The organism is Acinetobacter sp. CY79 (assembly GCF_059515845.1).
The window spans coordinates 155,926-173,207 of sequence record NZ_JCAKMY010000001.1; the positions used below are offsets into that span (position 1 = coordinate 155,926).

General features: G+C 37.8%; 15 protein-coding genes and 1 tRNA gene. 6 read left to right on the forward strand and 10 right to left on the reverse strand.

Features of this window, described 5'->3' with window-relative positions:
- Positions 1-250: 250 nt before the first annotated feature.
- The gene (locus tag AC5YCE_RS00790) at positions 251-814 is read left to right on the forward strand and encodes a hypothetical protein (RefSeq protein WP_496170440.1); all 564 of its coding nucleotides are present in this window, start codon (positions 251-253) and stop codon (positions 812-814) included.
- A gap of 145 nt (positions 815-959) precedes the next feature.
- Entirely contained in the window at positions 960-3,053 is a 2,094-nt protein-coding gene (locus AC5YCE_RS00795; protein WP_496170442.1) for a catalase, read from the forward strand.
- 445 nt (positions 3,054-3,498) lie between these two features.
- Here AC5YCE_RS00795 and AC5YCE_RS00800 read toward each other — a convergent pair whose 3' ends face one another.
- The 6 genes from AC5YCE_RS00800 to hemE form a co-directional block, all read right to left on the reverse strand.
- Positions 3,499-3,930 (reverse strand): DUF6691 family protein, encoded by a 432-nt coding sequence (locus AC5YCE_RS00800; protein WP_496170444.1) that lies wholly within the window; start codon positions 3,928-3,930, stop codon positions 3,499-3,501.
- Entirely contained in the window at positions 3,927-4,346 is a 420-nt protein-coding gene (locus AC5YCE_RS00805) for a YeeE/YedE family protein (protein WP_496170446.1), read from the reverse strand. The genes AC5YCE_RS00800 and AC5YCE_RS00805 overlap by 4 nt, the downstream gene beginning before the upstream one ends.
- A gap of 169 nt (positions 4,347-4,515) precedes the next feature.
- Positions 4,516-6,381, reverse strand: coding sequence for an Lnb N-terminal periplasmic domain-containing protein (locus AC5YCE_RS00810; protein ID WP_496170474.1), 1,866 nt, complete (start codon positions 6,379-6,381; stop codon positions 4,516-4,518).
- A 177-nt stretch (positions 6,382-6,558) separates the two neighbouring features.
- On the reverse strand, positions 6,559-7,029 hold the full coding sequence (locus tag AC5YCE_RS00815; RefSeq protein ID WP_496170448.1) for a DUF3015 family protein: 471 nt from the start codon (positions 7,027-7,029) through the stop codon (positions 6,559-6,561).
- Positions 7,030-7,172: 143 nt separating this feature from the next.
- Entirely contained in the window at positions 7,173-7,973 is an 801-nt protein-coding gene (locus AC5YCE_RS00820) for a DUF817 family protein (protein WP_496170450.1), read from the reverse strand.
- A 55-nt stretch (positions 7,974-8,028) separates the two neighbouring features.
- On the reverse strand, positions 8,029-9,099 hold the full coding sequence (gene hemE, locus AC5YCE_RS00825) for a uroporphyrinogen decarboxylase (RefSeq protein WP_496125041.1): 1,071 nt from the start codon (positions 9,097-9,099) through the stop codon (positions 8,029-8,031).
- Positions 9,100-9,305: 206 nt separating this feature from the next.
- Between hemE and AC5YCE_RS00830 the strand changes: the two genes are divergently transcribed.
- Both AC5YCE_RS00830 and AC5YCE_RS00835 read left to right on the forward strand, forming a co-directional pair.
- Positions 9,306-10,565: a L,D-transpeptidase family protein gene (locus AC5YCE_RS00830; RefSeq protein ID WP_496125042.1), complete on the forward strand. Its 1,260-nt coding sequence runs from the start codon at positions 9,306-9,308 to the stop codon at positions 10,563-10,565.
- 201 nt (positions 10,566-10,766) lie between these two features.
- Positions 10,767-11,456, forward strand: coding sequence for a pirin family protein (locus tag AC5YCE_RS00835; RefSeq protein WP_496170452.1), 690 nt, complete (start codon positions 10,767-10,769; stop codon positions 11,454-11,456).
- A gap of 200 nt (positions 11,457-11,656) precedes the next feature.
- On the opposite strand, the gene AC5YCE_RS00840 is transcribed toward AC5YCE_RS00835, so the two are convergent.
- Together AC5YCE_RS00840 and greB are read right to left on the reverse strand one after the other, a co-directional pair.
- Positions 11,657-11,747, reverse strand: a tRNA-Ser gene (locus tag AC5YCE_RS00840).
- A 96-nt stretch (positions 11,748-11,843) separates the two neighbouring features.
- A complete protein-coding gene (greB, locus tag AC5YCE_RS00845) occupies positions 11,844-12,335 on the reverse strand; it encodes a transcription elongation factor GreB (RefSeq protein WP_496125044.1) in 492 nt (163 codons plus the stop codon).
- Between the two features lie 363 nt (positions 12,336-12,698).
- Here greB and AC5YCE_RS00850 point away from each other — a divergent pair, with 363 nt between their 5' ends.
- Positions 12,699-13,811 carry a transglycosylase SLT domain-containing protein gene (locus AC5YCE_RS00850; RefSeq protein ID WP_496170454.1) on the forward strand — a complete coding sequence of 371 codons (1,113 nt, stop codon included), beginning with the start codon at positions 12,699-12,701 and terminating at the stop codon, positions 13,809-13,811.
- A 100-nt stretch (positions 13,812-13,911) separates the two neighbouring features.
- Here the strand turns inward: AC5YCE_RS00850 and AC5YCE_RS00855 are convergent, their stop codons facing one another.
- Together AC5YCE_RS00855 and ttcA are read right to left on the reverse strand one after the other, a co-directional pair.
- A complete protein-coding gene (locus AC5YCE_RS00855; RefSeq protein WP_496125046.1) occupies positions 13,912-14,295 on the reverse strand; it encodes an SCP2 sterol-binding domain-containing protein in 384 nt (127 codons plus the stop codon).
- 614 nt (positions 14,296-14,909) lie between these two features.
- Positions 14,910-15,833 (reverse strand): tRNA 2-thiocytidine(32) synthetase TtcA, encoded by a 924-nt coding sequence (gene ttcA, locus AC5YCE_RS00860; RefSeq protein ID WP_496125047.1) that lies wholly within the window; start codon positions 15,831-15,833, stop codon positions 14,910-14,912.
- Between the two features lie 547 nt (positions 15,834-16,380).
- On the opposite strand from ttcA, the gene AC5YCE_RS00865 reads away from it, so the two are divergent.
- Positions 16,381-17,280, forward strand: coding sequence for a lytic transglycosylase domain-containing protein (locus AC5YCE_RS00865; RefSeq protein ID WP_496170476.1), 900 nt, complete (start codon positions 16,381-16,383; stop codon positions 17,278-17,280).
- The last annotated feature ends 2 nt before the right edge of the window (positions 17,281-17,282 follow it).

The window sequence follows — 17,282 nt, forward strand, 5'->3', positions numbered from 1 at the left end:
TTCTAAGATAAATATATACTCATTCTCTTCAACTAATTTTAGATTTCTCACCTTATATGTAATAATAATGTAATACAAATTACATTTAAAATTTATTTTTAATAAGTTTATCAAGCCCTTATAATTTAAAATTTACAATTAAATAATTGGTCACATATTGTACACACAACTTAATTTTTAAAACGTTACATTGAAGTTGTGACGAATTTTTTCGGCATTCCAACAACGTATTTCATAAAGGATTTTGCCCATGGCTACTACACAAAAGAAAACAAACACTTCTAAGAAATCTACGACTCAAACCACTAATTCTAAAGGTTCTAGCAAAGCAAAAGAGCTTTTAAAAACTGTAAAAGAAGAACTTGAAAAAACCATTGAATCTTTAGATAAAGATAAAGGTTCAAAATCTAAAAAAACTGCAGAAACCAAAAAGAAAACACCTGCCAAATCATCGACAAAAGCCAAAGATGACAAAGCAGATAGTAAGGCAGAGAAATCGACTAAAAAATCTGCTGAAAAATCGAGCACAAAGGATTCTAAAGCCAAATCATCAACCAAAACGGCTGCTAAAAAAGATAGCAAAGCAAAAGATGGTAAAGCAGCAGAATCAAACAAGAAAACGAGTACAAAATCCGCTAAAGCTAAAGAGACTCAAGATAAAGATTCTAAGTCAAAAGACTCAAAAGCGAAGGAGAGTAAAGCAAAATCGACCTCTAAAACATCAAAAACTAAAGCCACGACTCAGTCTAAAAGTGACAAATCCAAAGGCGTAAAAGCAACTGCTAAAAAGCCGACTAAATCTAAAGCAAAATAAATTTTGACACCTCAAAGAGTGAATCACTTTGAGGTGCTCTTTATTTACTATCTACAACTAATCATAGTTAGAAAGTCTATATACGACCTAAAAGTTTTTTCATCAGCCAAATTATTATTGATCTTTAATCTATAGCGAGATGAACATGAAAAAGAAAGACAATCAAAAAATTAAACAATTTGAAAATGAAGCTTTTTCAGACCCTCAAAATACAACGCTGACCACTTCACTTGGGGTGAAAGTTACAGATAATCAAAATAGCTTAAAAGCGGGTAGTACCGGACCGACATTGCTTGAGGATTTCTTACTACGAGATAAACTCATTCACTTTGATCGTGAACGTATTCCTGAGCGCGTTGTACATGCGCGTGGTGTTGGTGCACATGGTTATTTTGAGGCTTATGAAGGCAATGAAAAATGGACTAAAGCACAATTTTTAACAGATACAAAAAACCAAACACCCATCTTTGTACGTATTTCAACTGTCCAAGGGGGACGTGGTTCAGCTGATGTTGTCCGCGATGTTCGTGGTTTTTCCATTAAATTTTATACACAAGATGGCAACTATGATTTAGTCGGCAATAATATTCCTGTATTCTTTATTCAAGATGCAATCAAGTTTCCAGACTTTGTACATGCGGTTAAACCTGAGGATCATAATGAAATCCCAACGGGTCAATCTGCACACGATACATTTTGGGACTTCATTTCCTTAAACACCGAAACCGCACATATGACCACATGGGTCATGTCAGATCGAGCTATTCCACGAAATTTAAGAAGCATTCAAGGTTTTGGTGTTCATACCTTTAGATTGATTAATGCAAAGAACGAAGCTCATTTAGTCAAGTTCCATTGGACGCCTAAGCAAGGGGTTGCTCAAGTGGTCTGGGATGAAGCTTTAAAACTGAATGGTAAAGATCCCGACTTCCATCGTCGTGATTTAACGGATGCGATTAATCAAGGTAACTATCCTGAATGGGAACTTGGTGCACAAATATTTACTGAAGAAGATGCAGCGAAATGGGATTTTGATGTTCTTGACCCGACAAAACTCGTACCTGAAGAATTAGTTCCTGTAACGCCATTGGGTAAGTTTGTGCTCAATCGCAATACTGATGAATTCTTTGCTGAAACGGAGCAAGTTGCTTTTAGCCCTGCGAATATTGTTCCTGGTATTGATTTCAGTAATGATCCATTACTACAAGGTCGTTTATTTAGTTATACAGACACGCAATTACATCGCCTAGGCACGCCTAACTTCAATCAAATTCCAATTAACAAGCCTGTCTGCCCTTTCCATACCAACCGACGTGGCGGTTTCGCAAATCATCATATTCATAAGGGTCAAGCCAATTATGAACCCAACTCTATAGATGATAACTATCCGCGTGAAGCCACTGAGGATCAGCATGCTTATCGCACACATGCAGAAAAAGTGGAAGGCAGCAAGTTAAGAGTTCGACCAGAAAGCTTTGCCGATCATTTCTCACAAGCAACGTTAAACTATAGCAGTCTAGAAAAACACGAACAGCAACATATTAAGGACGCTTATGCCTTTGAACTTTCTAAAGTCAATCGTGTTGCGATTCGACAACGTGTGATTGACGAAGTTTTAGTAAATATTGATGTTGATCTAGCAAAGTTTGTTGCAGATGAACTTGGTCTTAAAGTGTCTAAAAAAGTAACTCAAGATGCGACAAAAACTCCTAAATCAAAATCTTCGATTCAGGTGTCTAAAAAGTTATCCATTGAAGCCTTCCCTGCACCCGATATTAAACAACGTAAAATTGCCGTTTTAGTACATGACGGTGCAAATTCTGCTTCGGTGGATGCAGTCAAAGCTTGGGCTAAATCAGAGAATGCCATCGCTGAAGTGCTCGCTCCGAATGCTGCACCAGTTAAATCAAAAAATGGTGAGGAAATTGCGGTTGATGGTCGACAAAATGGTGAGCCTTCGATTACTTATGATGCAGTAGTTGTTATTGATGGTAATAATTCAGATGCTTTCAAAGCAGATGGTGTTGCAAAACATTATGTTCAAGAAACTTATAAGCATTTAAAACCCTTTGTCTTGTTAGGTGACAAAGAGACACTTCTTGAATTACTCGATTTAGAAAAAGATGATGCGATCTTTATTTCTAAATCGTTTAAAGATGTTCAAAAAGATTTTAAAAAAGCCATTCAAGAACATCGTCATTGGGTTCGAGAAGAAAAAGCCAAAGCCATTCCTGCTTAATTAAAAAACCTGCTTCGGCAGGTTTCTTATCGATAAATTAGAACTTAAAAAGTAATCTGACAAAGTAATAGATTCAGTACGGGGCTCTAGCAAATAGTCATGACACAAAAACACTCTAAATGTTCTAGCAACTGATATGAGCGTTAAATTGAATCGCGTTGTGCTGCACTCAAATGATCTGCATGAGCATTGAACCTGCAATGTATTGTGCTGAATATAACCCGCGATTTGATCAGCTCATGTGGTTTGAGTAATGACCGAAGCTGCATCATAGTTCAATACACTATCAATAATTGCACATTACCCTATTTCCGTATCTGCAACCACATAACGAAATGTATAAGTTGCGTCATCAAAGAAGGATTGCATTTGCATATTCATTGGTGGCTGATCAAATGAAACAGACATATATTTATCAAAGTTCTTATTCATTTATATGCTCTCGTTAGCTCTGCTTTATGAACTTAGCGCTTAAAAAGTCATAAACCCATATGCCTAGAAACATAGCAAAGATAAAGTACAGTGCTTGATAATGACCTAGACCAATCAAGGTTAAACTTGGCGCTGGACAAATCCCTGCTATGCCCCAACCTATACCAAATAAAGCGCTTCCTAAAACGAGTTTTTTATCGATGTTTTGCTTGGTGGGTAATTGAATTTTTTCACCATAAATAGTCTTCGTTTCAGGATGTCGAAGCACTTTTTGGAACGGTATAAATGCGACAGCAATCGCACCTGCCATCACCAATGCAAGACATGGGTCCCATGCACCAAAAACATCTAAGAAGTTCAATACTTTTTCAGGATTTGCCATACCAGACAACATCAAGCCCAATGAAAATAATCCACCCAATCCAAAGGCAACTAAATTTTTCATCCATTTGCTCCCAACACATGACGCATCACAAATACAGTGAACGCTCCTGTCAACATAAAACAAGCTGTCGCAATCAACGAACGTTTGGATAGACGACTAATTCCGCATATACCATGACCACTGGTACACCCCGAACCCATTCGAGTTCCTATACCGACAATTAAACCTGCCATCACCATCAACCACGGCGTAGCATTTAATTCGACAGATTGACTAAGTTGAGTTTGAAAGAAAAATGGGACGATTAAAATACCCAGAATAAACCACAATGCAGGCGTTTTGAAGATTGTCTTTGGATTTAAGATTTGACCGATTAAACCACTAATCCCTGCAATTCGACCATGCACATACAAATAACCAATGACCGACAAACCAAGTAGGGCACCGCCAATAAAAGCCGACAACAACTCATTCATAATAAAACATGATATAAATAATTAGTAATACTTATATTATGCTAAAAGTGATGCTGATTTTCGAGTCGTATAAGCAAATTAAAAGCAATGGTCCAAATATGTTTCATTGCTTAATTGAGGGGCAGTAATTACTTATAGTTAATTGTTTCATTATCCGTACTGTTTTAACTTAGAAGAATTTGACGTAACCCAAACTCCATTTATCCCAATCTAGACCTTTTTGCAATTGATATTCCCAACCGAGTCTTAATGCATTTTGCTGATTTAAAACATATTGAAGATGCGTCTTGAGCTTTAAATTCCATTGATGACGGTCTTCCCAATACGGCAATTCAACTTGTACCAAGGAATTCACTTGATCTGACCAAATATTTTGACAGCCTAGGGTTGGCCCCACCCCAATTCGCCAACCTTGATCTAGTGCTTTCGATGCTTGGACCTGATTCTGAATTTGTGCATAACATAGATGCTGGCGATCTTGATCCGCCATCGTGTAGCCAAACTGTGTTTTAAAGCTTGCAACACCGTGCTGCTCGAATTCACTAAACTGCCCATCGGCATCCAATGCCTCTTGTTGCCAGCCCAAATTAAAGCCCCAACTGAGTGGCATTTTAAATGGCGTGATGGGGTTATAAGAATTCACACTCAGAAAATCAAAATGATTAAATTTCAATTTATCATCACGATACTGAATTGATCCATCCCAGAACATCAACTGAGTTCCTGTACGAAACCCACCTTGAGGATCGATTAAATCGTGATAAGCCTGACGATGACCCAACTCCACATATTTCTGACCCTGAACTTCGCCTGCTTGAAATGATAATTGGCGAGCTTTATGTGATGCCGATGGATCTGTTTTAGGCTGTTCAGGATTCGCTCTTTGTTTGTCTGCCGTACTACGACTTCTCAATTGCAACAACGTCCTCAGTCTAGGTTGCGCAAAAGACTCCTCTACTTTAAGCCCAATAAAATGTAGATATAAATCGTCATACGCCATTTCTAGAATCTTAGCTTGATCTAATACCGAGTATTTATCCAAAGATTCGGACATCAGTTCAGGTTCAGTAAATCCAACTTGATGTGCCACTTTCGCCAAATCATATCCATGTCGCTTAGCTTGTGCCAACAATTGCGTCTCTAAAGCTGGGCGATAAACTGTATCTTTAATTAACCCTTGTTGTTGTACAGCTTTAATGGTTTCAATGGGAATTGCTGCAACTTTGAATTTTTCCGTCAAATTTGCCTCAGGTCTCACGAGATCAATTAAACCCAAGAGTCGATAGGCACAATTATCACTGACAAAATAATAAGGGAAAGTGACATGCTTCATTTCCCAAATATGTTTAACTAAAAATGAGGTTTCTTCAGGATTCAGTGCCAGTTCATATTCCCATAAATCACGACTTTCAAAATCACCATATTCCTTTACCTTTCGATAATATGGCATCAACGAGTACTCGCCCGGATATTGTCCTGTTAAACCTTTCCATGCAAAAGCCAAATCATCACCACTGGTGACTGTTGCCGCGTAATTTACAGCATACGAGACTAAATTTAATTCTTGCTGATCCTTAGGATCTAACCGCAATAAAGTATGCCCAAACATGGAGCTTGGATTACCCATAAAATCTGTTGCGTAGATTAATGTGGCTTTGTGAGGCTTGATCTGCCCGAGCCATTCCTCTAACTCAGGGCATTGCACTTGTGGTAATTCATTTTCTTGAATCGATAGTTGTTGTATGAGCCAATCGCTTCTCGCAGGAAAACGACATCGAATGGATTGATTTGCATCTGTCGTTAGAAAAAGTTGTTGAATATTCGCGTGTAGTTCTTGTTTTAAATTAAATGAACTTAAATCAGAAAAAAAGTAGCCCTTATACCTGATGTCACTTTGCTGATTTTTAGGATCAACATACATCAGCCCTTGCCATGTTTGATGATTTTCTAGATTCAATGCATCTGCTTTTATAATATATTTTTGTGTGTGATCAGCGAGGTTACTATTGAGTGAAGAATTTGGATGCTCAATCATTTCTGAAAATACAATTTGAGGCGTCAATACACAAAGACTAAGTAAAATAAGAGATAACTTTTGTTTGATCATGCAAATCTATTCAATCGGATGGCTGAAATTTTGATATAACCTTTTTAAGGTTTAATAATTTTAGATAGAAAAAACCCCGTCATGTGACAGGGTTTAAATCAAGTATTAAACGTAAGCTTTCAATACTTCGTCTTTCGCCATCACTGACTGTAAAGAAGCCAATACTTGTAAAGAATCTTTGTTGTCAGCTGAATAGATTTCAGAGAAATTTTGCTTAGATACAGCGAAGAAACGTGCTTTGTCTTCAGCTTTAATATTAAGAAGTGAAGCTAAAACATTCAAGCTTTCGCCTTGACCAACAGCCATATCACGTGCAAGCGTTTCAGCGTTTTCATTGGTAAAAGTCACAGCCTGAGCAGTAACCGTACCTGTACCGCTACAACCTAAAGTACCAAAAGTAATACCAAACAATTGGTTAGCAAACAAACCATTCGTTGTTGCAGCTAAAATTTTAGGCACTTTACCAGATTGACCAGCCCACACCTGAGAACCGATACCACAACCTACATCTTTATCAGCAAATGCAGCAGTTGAACCTACAGCCAAAACAGCAGCTAAAGCGATTTTTTTTAACATAATAGTTCTCCAGAGTTATCAATTTTAGAATATTTTATTTCATTATTAATGCTTAATTAGCATTCAGCTAAGATAACGTTATCTTTTTGATAACGCAAAACAAAATCATTCATTTTTGATGATTATTTTTTAAATCACTCATCTTATTTATCTTTTATTTTCCATGCTCCATCTTTTTCACGCGTACCGAGGATTTTGAGCACCAACACTAAGCTCAATAACAACAATAAATACCATGAACCGAGTTTCCCCCACCCCACCATATGCCAACCATCTTGCTGTGACGGATAAAGCCAAATCTGATAAAAAGTACTGATGTTTTCCGCCACCCAAATAATAAAGGCCAACACCAACAAAATGGGCAACATCGGCAGCCTGACTTTGTATTGTTGAAGTTCAAAGTGAATTTTGGTATTCCAAAAAATCAAAATACTCCACAAAAACAATAGATATCTAAAATCATGGATAAAAAATTTCGACATGAAGTTAATATAAGCAAGGACTGATAAGGTCAGCATCATTGCAAAAGTAGGTAACTGAGTAAAAGAAACCTTATATAATCTTAAACAACGTGCAAAGAAGCTCCCGACAGCAGAGTACATAAAGCCTGCAAAAAGCGGCACAGTCATGATTTTGAATAGAGCGGGTTGGGGATAGACCCATGAAGCGATCTGCGGATGAGTGAGGAAAATCTCCATAATCATCGCCAATATATGGAACAGCGCAATCACTTTTGCTTCAGCCCAAGATTCAAGCTTGGTATAGATTAAACAAATTTGAATAATGAGTGCATAGAACAACAAATAATCATAACGAAAAAAACCCCAATATTCCTGACTACCCATTGGTGCGGTCACTGCAAATGCAATAAGTAATAAAATACCAAATAAGGCAGCGAAGGCTGCCTTACGGATGAACTCTAAAATTCCTTTTAAAAAGATCATTATCGATTTTCTAAAATTGGGTACCTCTATATAGTACTCAATTTTAAGGGATTTATTATAGATATTTTGCGCTGTATTCATGCACCGTATCAATGAAAGCTTTGGGATGTTCAGGATCTACCCATTGAGTAATGCCATGTCCAAGATTTGCCACATAACCGGTTTTTTCACCATTGGCATAAGCATCATCAAGCATTAACTTTACTGCTTTTTCAATACTTGCCGGCGAGCCATACAACGTTGCAGGATCAAGGTTACCTTGCAGTGCGGCACGACCATTTACGGTTTGACGCGCTACATTTAACGGCGTTGTCCAATCTAAACCAAATGCATCTGCACCTGTCGCAATCATTGGCTCTAACCACTGACCACCACCTTTAGTGAATAAAATGACAGGTACTTTTCGTCCTTCATTTTCACGTTTTAAACCTGCAACAATTTTTTGCATGTATTTAAGCGAAAATTCTAAGTATTCACGGTGTGCAAGCGCCCCACCCCAACTATCAAAAATTTGAACCGCTTGAGCCCCTGCATCAATCTGCGCATTCAAATAATCAATGACGGCATCTGCTAATCGATCTAAAAGCGCATGCAACACTTCAGGCTGCGAGTACATCATTTGCTTCGTGAAACGGAAGTCTTTGCTTGACCCGCCTTCAATCATGTAAGTTGCAAGTGTCCATGGACTGCCAGAGAAACCAATGAGTGGTACTTGACCACCCAATGCAGAACGAATCGTACTCACTGCACGCATCACATAATCCAAATCGGACTTGGCATCAAACTTAGGTAAGTTTGCGACATCTTGCTCTGTGCGAATCGTTTTATGGAATTTTGGTCCTTCACCCGTTTCAAAATATAAGCCTAGACCTAATGCATCGGGCACAGTCAAAATATCAGAAAATAAAATCGCAGCATCAAGATCGTAACGGCGCAGTGGTTGTAAAGTCACTTCACACGCAAAATCTTGGTTTTTGCACAGTGAAAGAAAATCACCCGCAGTTGCTCGTGTCGCACGATATTCAGGTAAATAACGGCCTGCTTGGCGCATCATCCATACTGGCGTGCAATCTACAGGTTCACGTAATAAAGCACGTAGAAAACGATCATTCTTTAGGGTCGTCATTTACTTTTCCAATGCAAAAGTTAATTTTCATTCATCATACCAAAAAAGGGTGTGACTGGAACGATTCCCAAGATTAAAAATCATGATGATCACGATCTAAAAAATGTGATTTTAAACAAAACAATTACTGCATAACGTTATTTTTTCTGCAATACTTTGACAGGTTTTTTAAAATTCTAAATGAATAATTCTTAAGGTTGAATTACATGTTCGTTCGCTCAATCCTTGCTTTGAGTCTGAGTTGTATTTTGTCAGGTACGGCATTTGCCGCAAATACAAATGCGGAACAACCCCTAGCACCAAAAAAAGTGAATCAAGTTGCTGCTATCCAAGATCCGATTGATCCTTTAGCTGTTGATTCATCTGCAGGTACACAGGGCGGTGAAGCTCAAATTTCTCAGCAAGAACAAAAAGATTTGAATCAAGCTGCTTCAACATTACAAAACTTAGAAAGTACTGAAGATACGACAGCTGATATTGGTGCTGCTCCAGCATCAACTGCAACAACCTTTACACCTGATACTACTGCTTCTTCTGAAGCAACCAGTTCTGCAGCGAAAGCCTCATGGACACTCGATGGTTTAAATAACGCATCGTGGTCAGATAATATTGGTAAAGGTCAATTCCCTGTTTATGCACGTGCTCACGTGATGTTGAACAATGCACACGCTTCTCCAGGTGCAATTGATGGTACAAGCGGTAAAAATACGCTGAAAGCCATTGCTTCTTTCCAACAGATGAATGGAATCAAAGCCACTGGCGTATTGACGCAAGAAACTTGGGATGCTTTGGTTGCACGTCAAGCGGGTAAACCTGCTTATGTGGAATACACCATTACTGCCGCGGATTTAAAAGGTCCATATGCGAAATCAATTCCACATGACTATGCATTACAATCCAAAATGAAAGGATTGTATTACACACGTGTTAGTGAAATGTTGGGTGAAAAATTTCACATGGATGAAGGTTTCTTGAAGAAACTGAATCCAAAAGCAACATTTAACAAAGTGGGTGAAAAAATCATTGTGACGAATATTCGCAATGAATTACCAGAGAACATTCATTTGATCGTTGCACATAAAGGTGCAAAACAGTTGTACCTGTTTAATGCGCAAAACCAAATGGTGGGATCATTCCCTGCAACGATTGGTAGCTCAGACACACCATCACCTACAGGTACGTATAAAATAACAGGTGTAGCACCAAATCCATGGTATAGCTATTCACCAAGTAACTTCGTACAAGGTAAAAACTTAAAACCATTATCTTTACCACCAGGCCCAAATGGTCCAGTGGGTAATATTTGGATTGGTTTGAGTAAAAAATCATTTGGTATTCACGGCACACCAAACCCATCGACTATTTCTAAAACTGCTTCCCATGGCTGTATTCGCTTAACCAACTGGGATGCAAATGATTTAGGTAAAAAAGTGAAATCTGGCGTGACGGTTCGTTTCCTAGAGTAATCGAAGCTGGTTTCAACGGAATATTAAAACCTACCTTCGGGTGGGTTTTTTGTATCAAACATTGAGCTCAATTACACTCGAAAAAATAATGAGTCATCATCCTATAAATAAAACAATATGTCTCTTTTATTCGATTTCATCTCAATCAAAGCTCAGCTAAGATAGCTTTATTAAACATATACTAAGAATTGGAGAACCGAGATGACAACTTATTTACACCGCAGTGAAGATCGTGGTCATGTTCAAGCAGGTTGGCTCAACACGCATCACAGCTTTTCATTTGGTAGCTGGTATAACCCTGACTTGATGGGTGTTGGCCCGCTACGTGTGATTAATGATGATCATATTGCAGCACATAATGGTTTTGGGACACATCCACATGACAATATGGAAATTCTCACTTGTGTGCTTAAAGGTGCCATTTCCCATAAAGACAGTATGGGTAATGCGGGTAATATCAATGCTGGCGAATGGCAGTTGATGAGTGCGGGTACAGGTGTTCGCCATAGCGAGATCAATCAATATGACGAAGATGTCCATCTATTTCAAATCTGGATTATTCCCAATATTAAAGATGCCGACCCAACCTATCAACAGATTAAACTTGATCCTAAAGATATACCGAATCAGTGGCACTTGATTGCAGGTCCAAATGACAATGCCCCTATGCATTTACGTCAAGATGCTGAGGTGAAAACTGCTGTATTAGAAGCAGGTCAATCTTTAGATGTAAATAAAACGCAAACTTTTAACTATATCCATGTGGTTGAAGGAGAAGTTGAAATTGCAGGTCAGATTGTAAAAACAGGCGATGCACTGATGTTTGATGAGGATTCCAGTGTTAAAGCAAATCAAAACACACAAATGATTTGGTTTGATTTACCTCGCTAATTTCAGTGTCGACTATTCAAGTTATAAAGCTATTTATCTATAACTTGAATATAAAATCGAAGAATTTGATCTATCACTCACTGCTCCTTGCTTGTAATACTCGCATGATTTTCATTAGCACATCACAATGAAAATTAATTGACTGTAAATAAGCAACTAAAAATAAAAAACCCTGATCAATGATCAGGGTTTTTTGTATTTGGCGGAAGCGGTGAGATTCGAACTCACGGAGGGGTATAAGCCCTCGTCGGTTTTCAAGACCGGTGCATTAAACCGCTCTGCCACGCTTCCAATGGCGGCTATCATATAAATAAAAACCAAGCTTGGCAAATACTTTTATTCATTTTTATTCGCGAATGTTCAAAATTAATTCAATATGGGATGATTTTATGAATTATCGAGTTTTTCATATCGAATACTATTGATGAACCAGGTTTTTTTACCAAGAGGTGTAATGACTTCAAACTCATCATCGACTTGTTTTGACAACATCGCTCGTGCCATAGGAGCATCAATCGAGATATGTTGTGGGTGATGATCATAAATTTCATCAATGCCCACGATACGCACAGTCTTCACTTCGCCTTGTTCATTTTCTATTTCGACCCAAGCACCAAAATAAACTTTCCCTTCCTGTTCAGGTGAAAAATCTATAATTCTGAGCTCCTCAAGTCTTTTTCCCAAATAGCGAACACGGCGATCTATTTTTCTTAAAATTTGCTTGTTGTATTGATAATCTGCATTTTCAGAACGATCGCCGAGACTGGCCGCCCAATTGACTTTTTGAGTGATTTCAGGACGTTCTTCATGCCATAAATGCTTTAATTCTGCGACCAACTTATCGTGTCCAGAACGTGTAATCAGGTTCGATTTTTTCATTAATTTTTCAGCAAATTTGCTTACAAAGTGGCTACACATTGCAATATTTTATACCCTATTTCCACAAACAATCATTTTATAATTTTTATTTCTTATATTTATCATGGTGTTAATTGTCAAATTTTCTTTTTTTCATGTACAAAATTTGACAATGTATATTTCGATGTTTATTATGCGCTCATTGTTTAGCTTGCTTACTTTTTATACAAAGAAGGTTTCTTCTTTATTTTTCATCACCCACATGTCATTTTGAATGACGTTCATGACGCCCACCCTTATTGAATTTATCAACTTTAAATTAAAGTTTTAAAGCGGGTTCGCTTTTGCTTTTTTTGGGCATAAATTACTTGTAGCGGAGACAACATGCACAGTAGTTCACAGTCAGGATCTAGGCCTAGCCTTAATTCTTTTACTTCCTCTCTCACATTTAAAGCGTTGGTTCTCGCTACAGCATTTATTCCATTTCATTCGATCAATGCAACAAAGACCAATCAGTACAACTCAGTGGTCAACAGCAATAAATTAACTGTCGTTGCTGTATCCAATCCTACGGTTGTATTTAAAGATGGTAACTTCAAGCATGGTTTCGGTTATGACTTAGTCACCAGCTATGCAGAAAGTCTGAATGTAAAACTTGATTTTAAAACAGTTTCCTCAAATGAAGCTGCTTTGAAAATGGTTCAGCAAGGTAAGGCTAACTTTGCTATGACCACGGCCTCAACCGCCACCATCGAATCTAAAAACCTCACTGGCTTTTCAGCTGCCTGCGGTGATTTGAATAGTCTGAACAAAAATGGTTTGAATGCCGACATTAACTGGGTGTTCAAACGTGCTGATGATCCTCTGACAGACATTGCCAGCGGATTTGTATGCCAAAGTAAACAAGATGGTTCGATTCAGCAAATGGCTTCTTTCTACAACCGTAAAGTTGTGAAGGAAAATGATTGGAAAACGATTCAACGTGATCTACGTAATCGTATGCCGATTTATAAAGCCAGCTTTAAACAGTCTGCAAAAAAATACAATCTCGATTGGCATTTCCTAGCAGCAGTCGGTTATCAAGAGTCTTATCTTAAGCCAGACTCAGTATCACCAACAGGTGTACGTGGCATTATGATGCTAACGAACGGTACTGCCCGTGCGATGGGTGTTTCTAATCGAGTAGATCCATCACAAAGTATACACGGTGGTGCAAAATACTTTGATCTCATGATGTCGCGCTATGAGCAAATCCCATTACAAGATCGTTATTGGTATGCTTTGATTGCTTATAACATGGGACCTGGTGCGACAGATCAAATCATGAAGCGTTTACGCGCTCAAGGTAAAAACCCACATGATTGGATTGAAGTGTATGAGTACTTAAATCGCAATCAATCTCGTAACAGTCGCTACAAGCAAGCTGTTCAATATGTAACACGTATTCGTGCCTATTTAGAGCATATTAAGACTACCCCCCAACTCCAGAGCATTTAATTGGGATTTATCTAATTAGATCTAAGATACTTTCTTAAATGCAATAAAAAAGCTTACCCTCGGGTAAGCTTTTTTTGATTCAAAAGAATCAAGATAAAACTTAAGAAGTTTGCTCTAGTACTTTTTTGAATAGATCTTTTTGCTCTTGACTTGGCTTCGCTGTTTGAAGTGCCATCAATTGAGACATATCACCTTGTACTTTGATTTTGCCTGTCATAAATGCTTGCATTGCTGCAGCCATATCAAACTCAAGGAACACTTTACGAAGTGTTTCAGCATCGAGCGTTAATGTCGTTTTTGCATTTGCAGAAGCGCCCTTTACGATTTTACCGCTGTCTAATGCAAGTTCAGTTGTTCCTTCACCACCAGTAACCACCAAATTCAATGCTAGGTTAGATAATGATGCAGGTAGATTTAAGTCACCAGCTTCAGCAGTTAATTTTTCAACATTCGCAAACCAATCATCAGTTAAAAATGCAGGCATGTTCTTTCCTCGATATATTTATTCAATTTATTGTGTTACCAATCCAAGATAACCACATGATGAAGCATAATGCTTGCTTATTGTTATAGCACGTAAATTTCATTAATCCACCCCTTTTTTTGTACTCACTGTTCAATTTTTATCGGAATTTATTATTAAATCATTAACAAATCTAAATTTGGTTTCGAAGCTATTTTAGTCAATGATTTAAAATATCTTGCCGTTTAAAAAAATGATATAAAAAATCATTTTCTCAAAAAGATTCACTTTTTTTCATCCATTTTTTTAATGTTTCATCGTCTATTCAAATAATCGAAAGTTCAGTTTTATTTAAAGTACAATTTTATTTATAACCCGAATCCTGCTTAAGAAAATAAGACCATTCATCTTGAGGCTTATCCATCATTTTGATCATAAAAAAGTCTGTTCCTTGATCTGATAGCGCTAAAAATCAATCATAAAATTATATTTATATTATGATTTTAAAGAAGAATCCTTATCCGCGATTCGGGTTATTTATAGCAACAATCCAAAATCACCTTTTTGAAAGACGTAAAAAAAGGCGCTTTTAAAAAGCGCCTTTCTTATCAAAACATGGTCTGACTCAGCAGATATTATTCTGCTGCAAAGCCTAAATTGACCATATTAATTCGCTTGTTTTGAATTGTATCTTCCTCAGTTGAGCAACTACCCGTGAAATCAAGTTCACGTTGCGCATCTAAGGCTTCAAAATCAAATAAGTCACGATCTGCCAATTGAGATGGCGACACATTCTGCATTGCACCAAAAATGCTGTGCAAGCGCTTAGGATGCGCTTTATCCCACTCACGCAACATGTCGTTGATGATGGCACGTTGCAGATTTTCCTGCGAACCACATAAATTACACGGAATGATCGGAAAATTACGCATTTCTGCATATTTGATAATGTCCTTCTCTTCAACATAAGCCAAAGGACGAATCAAAATGTTCTTTTTGTCAGAAGATAACAATTTAGGCGGCATTGCTTTTAAGCTACCACCATGGAAAAGATTCAAGAAGAATGTTGCCATGATGTCATCACGATGATGCCCCAAAGCCACTTTAGTCGCGCCAATCTCTTGAGCAAAACCGTACAATGAGCCACGACGTAGACGTGAACATACGGCACAATAGGTTTTCCCTTCCGGGGTCAACTTCTTCGTGATGCTATAGGTATCTTTTTCCAAGATATAATACGGAATGTTATTTTCTTCCATATATCGTGGCAAGATATCCTCAGGGAAACCGGGTTGCTTTTGGTCAAGGTTCACTGCGACAACGTCAAAATTGATCGGTGCGATACGTTTGAACTGCAACAAAATATCGAGCATGGTGTAACTGTCTTTACCACCAGACACGCAGACCATGACCTTATCACCCTCTTCGATCATCTTATAATCACGGATCGCATGACCTACTTGACGGCGAAGTTTTTTCAATAGGCGATAATATGCAGAACTCGTAGGCGGTTCAGGTTTAAAATTAAATCCTTGATCGGACTCAACTGGCGAGTACATAGACGAAATTAACCATAAAAAAAATACTGCGTAATTTTATCTGATTCACTGCTCAACCGCATCTAAAGAATTTTTATTTTTAAGCTTTATTCATTTTTTTTCATATTCCTGTCTTATTCACCTATTTAAAATAGACGGCTCAGTTCATTTTTTAATCACAACGCTTATATTTTGGACTTTTCCACAGTTTTCCACAAAAGCTGTGGATAAAATTGTGGATGGCTAGGGGCTTGACAAACTTTTCCCGTGGTAAAATGGGCTTCTACTTTAAATTGATCATTTTTTAACCACTTTATATTTTTAATATTATTCAACAACTTAACTAAGTCAAGTCGCTTAGATTAAATAAAAATAAATATTTTTTTTGGATATTTACTCAACAATTAAGTCTTGATTTTTGAAAAATCTGTTGTTAATAATTAATTCATTGTTTTTCTATACAACTTTCTTTGATAAACTCAAAATGACTTTGGGGATCGTAATTTTTAAACTATAAATAATGAAAAAATCATATTCGATACAACTTAAGCGTTTTCATTTTCCATTTTTGTTGAGCGCTTTGAGCATTTCGCAATTTTTACCTACTACTCTCGCAGGTGAAACGATTTATCAACTTAAAGATTCAAATGGAACAACCTTACTCACCAATAAAAAGAATCGCTATAATTCACTCAAAGTCGAAAAGAAAACCTACTACCCTGACAGTAACATTCATGCTTATAGTAACTGGGGTACTTCTGAAGCTTCAGTACTCCCCAGCCAAAATCGAAATAAAAATGCGTATGATCACTATATTCGTCAAGCGGCTCAAACACACGGTGTCTCAGAAGGTCTAATTAAAGCGGTCATGCACACTGAATCTGGCTTTAATATCCATGCACGTTCTCCAGTCGGTGCACAAGGCTTGATGCAACTCATGCCTGCTACGGCGAAGCGCTTTAATGTGAGTAATGCCTATGATCCACAACAAAATATTTTCGCAGGTGCAAAATATTTAGCATGGTTATTAAAGCGTTTTAATGGCAATACCAGTTTGGCTTTAGCTGGATACAACGCAGGTGAAGGGAATGTAGCAAAGTATGGCGGGATTCCTCCCTTTAGAGAAACTCAAGACTACGTACGTCGTGTAACCAGCCGTTTCAACAATTTATATTCAAATGGTTTAGGTGCAACACAAGCGTCTGCTCAAAGTTCAACTCGTTCATCTTCTAATACTCTACAAAGTCCGCAAGGTACTCTGATTGCATCAGGGCAAAGTACTTCAAGTCATGCGGGTCAAAGCACTTCAAATCATGCGGGTCAAAACATTTCGCAAAGCAATCCCCCTCCTAAATATTCAAACCGACAAATTATTATCGCGTCTGATGGCACCTTTACCGATGCACCAGCGGGCTCATATAGTACAGCGAATGCTTCTGCGACTGCTAAAATCTATTTTTCCAATTAATT